This is a genomic window from Leclercia pneumoniae, from assembly GCF_017348915.1.
Lineage (GTDB): Bacteria > Pseudomonadota > Gammaproteobacteria > Enterobacterales > Enterobacteriaceae > Enterobacter > Enterobacter pneumoniae.
Genome location: NZ_CP071383.1, coordinates 2,795,705 through 2,805,084, shown reverse-complemented (window position 1 = coordinate 2,805,084; position 9,380 = coordinate 2,795,705). Strand labels below are relative to the sequence as shown.

The window sequence follows — 9,380 nt, the reverse complement described above, 5'->3', positions numbered from 1 at the left end:
ATTTCGGGAAATGATACTAGTTTAGTGAGTGGAGACGGCAGAAAAATGGAGGAAATATGGAAGACTGTCTGGAATTGTCTGAATGAGGGTAAAGCAAAAAGGCAACACGGGTTGCCTTTTTTAGGCATTTCCCCCTCTCCCTGTAGGAGAGGGGTGGGGTGAGAGCATCAGCCTGCGCCTATGTCAGCTAAACACTACCTGCGCCCAACGCGCCAGCCCCGCCGTCACCGAGCCGAAATCATCGCCGCCAGCAATCGGGATGCCCGGCAACTGCTCCGCCAGCGCACGCTTAATTAACGGCGATTTGGCGCTACCGCCGGTAAGGTAGATCACGTCCGGTTTCTCTTTACCGTTATCCAGCGCCAGCTGCACCTGTTCCAGAATGCGCTGCAACGGTTGCGCCAGTGCCGCCTCCAGCCCCTGCTGACTAATCGCGGTGGCCAGCTCATCGCCGATAAACGGCAGCGTAACGGTATGATCGGCGGCTTCTGAAAGGGCAATTTTACTCTCTTCGGCGCTACGCACCACGCGATAGCTCAGACGCTGACGCCAGAGCTTATACAGCAGGGCGACTTTGTCGGCATCCTGCGCATCGCGCACCAGGTCATTAAGGAAACGACCGTTGGCGGTACTGTAGAAATCGCTCTGAGCGGGGACGTCGTTAATGGCAACCGCATTCCACCAGGGGAGGATCGGCAGGGCGATACCTTTTTCCGTCTGGCCGCCCATGCCCAGCAGCGGCATCAGGCTTTTGAACGCCAGTGCAATATCAAGATCGTTCCCGCCTACGCGGCACCCGCTGTGTCCCAGCAGGCTATTTTCACGGTCGCGGCGGACATGCCATTGTGGCCCCATCAGCAGCAGCGAGCAGTCAGTTGTCCCGCCGCCGATATCCACTACCAGCACGCGTTTCTCTTCACTGAGCGTCGCTTCAAAATCCAGACCGGCGGCAACCGGCTCATACTGGAACACCACGTCCTGAAAACCTGCGCGGTGGGCGGCACGCTCAAGGATCCCTTGTGCCTGCTGGTTCGCGTCGTCTCCCCCCAGCCCCTGGAAGTTAATAGGGCGACCAATCACCGCCTGGGTAATGGTATCCGTCACCTGCGACTGTGCCTGCTGACGAATATGCAGCATCATGGCGCAAACCAGATCCTCAAACAGAGCAACCTGCTGCGGCTTCAGGCCGCTGGCGCCGAGGAAGGATTTCGGGGATTTAACAAAGTAGACCTCTTCCGGGTCCTCAATATAGTGGCCCAGCGAGGAGAGTCCAAACTGCACGCTGGTGGCGGTAACGTCGATATCCTCTTCGCGATTGAAGCTTACCGCCCGGCGTAACAGCGCCTGGGTTTCCGTGCCGGTAGCCGGAACCTGATGATGACGATAGAGCCACTCGCTTACCGCTTCACGCGTGGGCGCGCAAATCATTGATGGCAGCAGGGTGCTGTTATTTTCCATTTTGAGCAGCTGTGGCTGCCCGTCTTGCATCACCGCCACAGAACAGTTGGCGGTACCATAGTCAAATCCGATAAACACGTGCGAAATCCCCATGCCATTGAGAAGGGGCGAGACTTTAGCGAAATGTCTCGCCTGCGACAACTGGAATATGAAAGCAAGGCAAGAACCGCCGGGCAGCGTTATGCTGTGGAGTAACGAAAAAAGGAGCCGTAATGTTTATTCTGCACTGGCAACCCCCCTACGACTGGCAATGGATGTTCGATTTTTTGGCCGCCCGTGCGGTCACCGGTATCGAAACCGTGACCGCCACTGACTACGTGCGCAGTTTCGCCTGTAAGGGGCATGTCGGGTTGATTCGCGCCACGCCGCACCTGCAAGATGGCACGCTTCAGGTTGAACTGAGTGACGGGCTGCTGCCGGTCGCTGACCCGGTCCTGGCGCGCGTGGCCCGGCTGTTTGACCTGGATTGTCGCCCGCAGCAGATAGCCGGGGTACTCGGGGCGCTCGGTGCTGCCCGGCCCGGCCTGCGACTGCCCGGCTCGATGGATGCTTACGAGCAGGGGGTACGCGCTATTCTCGGCCAGCTGGTGAGCGTAGCGATGGCAGCGAAGCTCACCGCGAAAGTGGTCGCCTTGTGTGGTGAGCCGCTCGCAGGGGCGCCGGGCTATTTTTGCTTTCCTACCCCGGCGGCGCTGGCAAATGCCGACCCGCTGGCCTTGAAGGCGCTCGGCATGCCAGTTAAACGCGCCGAGTCGCTCATTCACCTGGCGCAGTCGGTGGAGGCCGGGACATTTCCTCTTACGCCGCCGGATGACATCGAGGCGGGCGTGAAGGCACTGCAAACTCGCCCGGGCATCGGGCGCTGGACGGCGAATTATTTCGCCCTGCGCGGCTGGCAGGCAAAAGATGTGTTCTTACCGGATGATTATTTGATCAAGCAACGCTTTGCCGGCATGACCCCGGCCGGGATACGGCGCTATGCCGCCCGGTGGCAGCCGTGGCGCTCATACGCGCTGCTGCATATCTGGTATACCGAAGGCTGGACGCCGTCAGTTGATAGCGAAGTAGCTGGTATTAAGCAGTAGTTCCAGCGGACGCGGTTCGTCAATGGTATTGCCGTAGATATAGTCGATGCCGATGCCCGAGAGCGTGTCCATCACCACCGGCTGGTTGCTCGGCCCGGCGATGGTTTTCATGCCCAGCCGCTGGGCATGACCCTGGATAATAGTGACCAACATCTCGTCCATCAGGTTGCCGTGAACGTTGGTCACGACCTCGGGATCCAGCAGCAGGTAATCTGCCTGATGGGCGCTGAGGTAGTTGAACTCGTCCATATCTCGCCCGACGTGGCTGAGGATGATACGGCAGCCGGCGCGGCGCAGTTTATCCAGCCCCTGCAGACAGGCGTTATTTTGCTGTCTCAGTACGTCAATATGCAGCATCAGGTGCAGTAGTCGTGTCGGCAGCGGACTCTGTGCCAGCATATCCAGCAACTCGTCAACCAGGGTCACGCTGGCCAGTCCAGCCAGCGACAGCGGAAGGGCCACGCCGGTCCCTTTTTTAGCCAGCGGGGCGGCAAAACTGCGGAAGAACTCCTGCATCACGCGTCTGTCGAGAGCGTGAAGGAGCTCGGGCTCAGCCAGCCCGGCACGGAAGGTCTGCTCTTCGAGAACTTCCCCTTCGCTGGTCCACAGGCGCAGCGACAGCATCCAGAAATTGCTGCTCTCCGGGATACGCGGTGACGCCACGCTGCGCGCCAGCATCACCAGGTTGTTGTCTTTAATCATGTGCCACTGTTCATCGAGCGACATCATATTGCGGTTGCTCTGCATGCGTTCTTGCTGCGGTTCATACACCGTGACCACCCCACGCCCGCTGTTTTTTGAGGCGTAGCAGGCAATATCCGCCTGAGACATCACTTCAGCGGCCTGGTGGTTTACGGCGTCGATAAGCGTAATCCCGGCGCTGGCGCCGATACGGTGCAGGCGGCCGTCCCACATAAAGTGGTAATCGTTGATGGCATTAATGATACGCCCCGCGATGTAGCGGGCGCTTTCGGTATTGCATTCAGGCAACAGTAAACCAAACTCGTCCCCGCCAAGACGCGCCAGCACATCGGTCGAACGCAACATGCTGAGCATCAGCGAAGAGAGCTCACGCAGCAGGGCATCGCCCGCCGCATGGCCTGCGGTGTCATTCACCGCTTTAAAACGGTCGAGATCGATAAACACCAGCGCATGTCGCTGGCGGGTCTCCTGCACCATATGGAGCAGACGTTTCAGGTGCGCTTCAAAGCTGACGCGGTTTGCCAGGTGGGTGAGGGCGTCGTGAGAGGCGTTGTAGCTCAGTTCACGCAGCATTTTGCGCGACTCGGTAACATCCTGAATGACCAGCACCGAGCCGATGTTTTGTCCATCGAGAGTGCTCAGTGGGGTGATGCTGTAGTGAATATCGTAGCTCCCGCCACTGCGGCTGTGCAGGACGACATCCTGTTCGATATCGGTACGGGACATATCCCCGCTGTGAATGTTTTCCATCAGCGGGCCGCTATTACCAAAGGTAATATGCAGCACCGATAAGATCGGCTGGCCCATCGCGTCTTGCTGCGTCCAGCCGCTCATCTTCTCGGCGACCGGGTTCATAAAGGTGACGTTCATATCGACATCGGTACAGAGCACGGCTTCGCCGATGGAGTCGAGGGTAATATGCAGACGCTCTTTTTCCTGGAACAGCGCTTCGTTAAGCTCTTTTACCTCGGTCATATCCATATTGACGCCGAGCAGGCGTTCGACCTCGCCCTGCTTATTCAGCACCCGATTAGCCAGCGCGCGGATGTGACGAACCCCCTCTTTGACCCGAATACGAAACTCCAGCTTGAAGGGAATGCGCGCGGCCAGGGCATCACGTACCACCTGTTCAGCATGGGCGCGGTCCTCCGGGAGCATACACTCATGCCACATCTGCCAGGTGGGTTTAATATGCGGCGGAACTTCATAGAGTTCGAACATGCGCTTATCCCAGCTGATCACGTCCGGTTTAACATCCCACTCCCAGATACCTATTCCCCCCGCTTCGTTAGCGAGAGTAATGCGCTCCATCAGGCGCTTGTTAACCCATTCGGTCTGTTTGAGATCGTTAATGTCTTCGATCTGGGCGATGAAATAGAGCGGGCTGCCGTCCGCATGGCGCACCAGCGAGACCGCCAGCAGCGCCCAGACCACCTCACCATTGCGGGTGTAGTAACGCTTCTCCATCGAGTAACTGTTGATATCCCCGCGGATCAGTTGCTCCATCTGCTCGAGGTCAAGATTGAGATCTTCGGGCCAGGTCACCTGCTGGAAGGTCAGGGAGTGCAGCTCAGACTGGGAGTAACCGAGGAACTGACAAAGCGCTTTGTTGGCCTGCAGCCACTGGCCGTCGGTACCGACCAGCGCCATGCCGATCGCGGAGTACTCCATGGCATTGCGAAAACGTTCTTCGCTCTCGGTGATGTGTTTCCGCTCCGCGCGGAAGGCGTACATCACCATGGTCATGACGTTAGCGGGCAACAGCATCATCAGGAATGGCAGCCAGGGGGCGTTGAGCATGGCGGCATTTTCAGTGACCAGCGGCACCGGCGAAGAGGCGATCAACAGCGATACCATCATTACCGTGACCAGGAAGACCAGAAATGCCTCAAGGCGTGGTAATCGGACGGCGCTCCACATCAGCAAGACGATAATCGCGGTAAAGGGCCAGGGTAAAAAACGGATGGCGATCCAGCTTAGCACCAGCGTCACCACCATGGTGACCAGCGTTTCGAGCAGTAATTGCGGATTGCGATGACGCAGCAGGTAGTGGGGTTTAAACAGCAGCCCCAGCGGCACCAGCGCCAGCGCGCCGATGGTTTCCGAGAGCACCCAGACCAGAAAGTTGCGCATCGGCTCGGCGGTAGGAACCAGCAGATACGCCAACATGCCGCCCAGCAGAGGCGGGATCACGGCGCTGCCGATCGCCAGACGGATCCAGTCGCCCAGATTTTGCAGCGGGTTATACCAGGGGAGCAGTTTTCGCAGCAACAGCGCGCCGACCACCGCCTCGAGGGTGTTGATCAACCCGTACCACAGATTAAGGGTATCCCAGGAGAAGAGCAGCCAGGTGGCAAAGATATTGCCGAAGGTGCAGGCGAGCGCGATACCGGGCCACATTTTGCCGGCGTGACGGTAAAAGGCCACCATCATAATGGCGGTTGGGAACCATAAAGGTGCCAGTAATGTACCGAAACGCGTCAGCTCCAGCGAAAAAAGGGTAAAGATAAAGGTAACCAGACCAAGACTGACAAGCCGTAGTAAAGGATGTGGGGTGGTAACCAAAACGCGCTGGTATTGTTTATTCATTACCGCTTATCCAGGGGACGCCATGCCGTCACGAACCAGGTCCGGACGAGTTGAATGATGAATTTGGATTATGCTAGTACAAACAATTTACAATTCATATGGTGGCTGCTCATAATTTGACATCATAGAGTTATTAAATAGTTATCCTGCAAAAATTTCATCTTTGATGATGGAAAAGTGAACAGGGTAATAACGCAGCGGGAAGAAAAAGGCTATTTTCGCGCGTCACGCATAACCTGCGCTTTCGACTGGTATCACGGGAGCGAAATCCCTATAATTGCGCCGTTTGACGCTTCGGCGTCGTCCTTCCTTTACATCCAGGTTACTCAGGTCGCTAAATTTATGACTGATAAGTCTCATCAGTGCGTCATTATAGGCATCGCCGGCGCATCGGCTTCAGGTAAAAGTCTTATTGCTAGTACGCTTTACCGTGAATTACGTGAACAGGTTGGTGATGAGCACATCGGTGTCATTCCGGAAGACAGCTATTACAAGGATCAAAGTCATCTGTCGATGGAAGAGCGCGTTAAGACCAACTATGACCATCCCAGCGCGATGGATCACAGCCTGCTGTTTCAGCATCTTCAGTCTCTGAAGAACGGCGCCCCAATTGAATTACCCGTCTACAGCTATGTTGAACATACCCGCACGCAGGAAACTATCCGTATTGAGCCAAAGAAGGTCATTATCCTTGAAGGCATCCTGCTGCTGACCGACGCGCGTCTGCGCGAATCGATGAACTTCTCCATTTTTGTTGATACGCCACTGGATATTTGCCTGATGCGCCGCATCAAGCGCGACGTTAACGAACGCGGTCGCTCCATGGACTCCGTTATGGCGCAATATCAAAAAACGGTACGTCCAATGTTCCTGCAGTTTATTGAACCGTCCAAACAGTACGCCGATATTATCGTGCCGCGCGGGGGTAAAAACCGTATTGCAATCGATATTCTGAAAGCGAAAATCAGCCAGTTTTTTGAATAAAACACGCGAATTGTGTACCGTTCAGAGATAACCCGGTTCACCCTCGGCGCAGATAAGCCCGAGGGAGTGATGCACGAAAGGAGAGAGTGCCATGCGTCTGTGTGATAAAGATATTGAAGCCTGGCTCGATGAAGGCCGTCTGTCCATTTCACCCCGTCCGCCCGTGGAGCGCATTAATGGCGTGACCGTGGATGTGCGTCTGGGCAATAAATTCCGCACCTTCAGCGGGCATACCGCCCCCTTTATCGACCTTAGCGGTCCAAAAGATGAAGTGAGCGCCGCACTCGAACGCGTGATGAGCGACGAGATTGTTCTTGAGGACGGCGAGGCCTTTTATCTGCACCCAGGAGAACTGGCGCTGGCGGTTACCTTTGAGTCCGTGACCCTGCCTGCCGATCTGGTTGGCTGGCTTGATGGACGTTCGTCTCTGGCGCGTCTGGGGCTGATGGTGCACGTAACCGCGCACCGTATCGATCCAGGCTGGTCGGGTCGCATTGTGCTGGAGTTCTTTAACGCCGGTAAATTGCCGCTGGCATTACGTCCAGGCATGATGATTGGCGCGCTCAGTTTCGAGCCGCTGACCGGCCCGGCTGCACGTCCTTACAACCGCCGCCAGGATGCAAAATACCGCGATCAGCAGGGTGCGGTTGCCAGTCGTATTGACAAAGACTGAGCCCAGCCCAGTCCACCGAGGAAGCCATGAGAAGAGTTCTGACAACGCTGATGATTTTGCTGGTGGTCTTGCTGGCAGGTCTTACTGCGTTGGTGCTGCTGGTTAATCCCAACGATTTTCGCGCCTACATGGTGCGCCAGGTTGAAGCGCGCAGTGGCTACGTGATGAAGCTGGACGGCCCGCTGCGCTGGCACGTCTGGCCGCAGTTAAGCATTCTTTCCGGCCGGATGTCGTTAACCGCGCCGGGGGCTTCCGTGCCGCTGCTTACCTCCGACAATATGCGTCTGGACGTGGCGTTAATGCCGCTTCTTTCGCATCAGTTGCAGGTGAATCAGGTGATGCTTAAAGGGGCGGTAATTCAGTTGACGCCGCAGACCGAGGCGGTGCGCAAGCCCGATGCCCCGGTGGTGCCGCGCGAAAACACGCTCCCCGACGTAGCTGAAGATAACGGCTGGTCGTTTGATATTGGCAAACTGAAGGTCGCCGATAGCGTGCTGGTGTTCCAGCATGAGAGCGACGAACAGGTGACGGTGCGTAATATCAATCTGCAGATGGAGCAGGATGAGCACCACAAAGGCACGATGGACTTTAGCGGGCGCGTGAACCGTAATCAGCGCGACATGGTGGTCTCGCTGAATGCGAATGTCGATGCGTCTGACTATCCTCACCAGCTGATTGCCAATATTCAGCAGCTTGACTGGCAGCTGACCGGGGCCGATCTTCCGGCGCAGGGGATCACCGGACAGGGTAAACTGCAGGCAGTCTGGCGGGAAGAGCGCAAACAGCTTGAGCTCAATCAGCTCGATCTGAAAGCGAACGACAGCGCGCTGACTGGCCAGGCGAGCGTGATGCTGAGCGACACCCCGCAATGGGTGATCAATCTGCAATTCGATACGCTCAACCTTGAAAATCTGCTTACGGCGCAAGCCGCTGCCGCCCAGGGTGACGTGGCGCAGCAGGGGCAGTCTCAGCCGAAGCCGCGCCCGGTGAGCTCGACGAACCTCGATCGGCCTGACTATAACGGTCTGCGCGGTTTTGACGCGGATATCATGCTAAAAGCCAACCGCGTCCACTGGCGCGGCATGGATTTCACCCATGTCTCCAGCCAGATGACCAACAAAAATGGTTTGCTCACCATCAGCGATCTGAGCGGCGAGATGGGGCAGGGGCGCCTCTCGTTGCCAGGCACCCTGGATGTGCGCAAAGCGGAGGCCCGCACGGCATTCCAGCCGCGGCTGGAAAATGTCGAGATTGGCACCATCCTGAAAGCTTTCAACTATCCGATCCCCCTGACCGGTAGCCTGACGCTGGCGGGTGATTTCTCTGGCGGCAAGATCGACGCCGAGGCCTTCCGTCGCAACTGGCAAGGGCAGGCCCACGTCGAGATGAGCAACACCCGTATGGAAGGGCTTAACTTCCAGCAGCTGGTGCAGCAGGCGGTGGAGCGCAGCAGTAATGTGAAGGTCAAAGATAACTTTGAGAACGCCACCCGTCTGAATCGCTTTGTTACCGAGCTTTCGCTTGATAACGGCCAGCTCTCGCTGGAAAGCATGCAGGGGGAATCGCCTATGTTATCGCTTGAGGGCGATGGCACGATGGACCTGGTCAAAGAGACGGCGGATACCCACTTTAAAGTGACGGTGCTGGAGGGCTGGCTGGGCGAAGGCAAGCTGATTGACTTCCTGAAACAGACGCCGATCCCGCTTAGCGTGTATGGGCAGTGGCAGGCGCTCAACTACAGTCTGCAGGTGGATCAGCTGATGCGTAAACATCTTCAGGATGAAGCCAAACGGCGTCTGAACGACTGGGCGGATCGCAACAAGGATTCGAAAAACAGTAAAGACGTGAAAAAGCTGCTGGAAAAACTTTAATGATTAAGCCGGGTAGGG

General features: G+C 56.9%; 6 protein-coding genes. 4 read left to right on the top strand and 2 right to left on the bottom strand.

Annotated elements, in window-relative coordinates:
• Positions 1 to 183 precede the first annotated feature (183 nt).
• Positions 184 to 1,536, bottom strand: coding sequence for a molecular chaperone (gene yegD / locus JZ655_RS13680; protein ID WP_207292063.1), 1,353 nt, complete (start codon positions 1,534 to 1,536; stop codon positions 184 to 186).
• A gap of 134 nt (positions 1,537 to 1,670) precedes the next feature.
• On the opposite strand from yegD, the gene alkA reads away from it, so the two are divergent.
• Positions 1,671 to 2,543: a DNA-3-methyladenine glycosylase 2 gene (gene alkA, locus JZ655_RS13675; protein WP_207292062.1), complete on the top strand. Its 873-nt coding sequence runs from the start codon at positions 1,671 to 1,673 to the stop codon at positions 2,541 to 2,543.
• On the opposite strand, the gene JZ655_RS13670 is transcribed toward alkA, so the two are convergent.
• The gene (locus JZ655_RS13670; protein WP_207292061.1) at positions 2,508 to 5,834 is read right to left on the bottom strand and encodes a diguanylate cyclase; all 3,327 of its coding nucleotides are present in this window, start codon (positions 5,832 to 5,834) and stop codon (positions 2,508 to 2,510) included. The two genes, alkA and JZ655_RS13670, sit on opposite strands and share 36 nt — an antisense overlap.
• A 342-nt stretch (positions 5,835 to 6,176) precedes the next feature.
• Here JZ655_RS13670 and udk point away from each other — a divergent pair, with 342 nt between their 5' ends.
• From udk to asmA, 3 genes are all read left to right on the top strand, one after another.
• On the top strand, positions 6,177 to 6,818 hold the full coding sequence (gene udk, locus JZ655_RS13665; protein ID WP_040074880.1) for a uridine kinase: 642 nt from the start codon (positions 6,177 to 6,179) through the stop codon (positions 6,816 to 6,818).
• 91 nt (positions 6,819 to 6,909) lie between these two features.
• On the top strand, positions 6,910 to 7,491 hold the full coding sequence (gene dcd, locus JZ655_RS13660) for a dCTP deaminase (protein WP_040074881.1): 582 nt from the start codon (positions 6,910 to 6,912) through the stop codon (positions 7,489 to 7,491).
• Positions 7,492 to 7,517: 26 nt separating this feature from the next.
• Positions 7,518 to 9,362 carry an outer membrane assembly protein AsmA gene (gene asmA, locus JZ655_RS13655; RefSeq protein WP_207292060.1) on the top strand — a complete coding sequence of 615 codons (1,845 nt, stop codon included), beginning with the start codon at positions 7,518 to 7,520 and terminating at the stop codon, positions 9,360 to 9,362.
• Positions 9,363 to 9,380 lie beyond the last annotated feature (18 nt).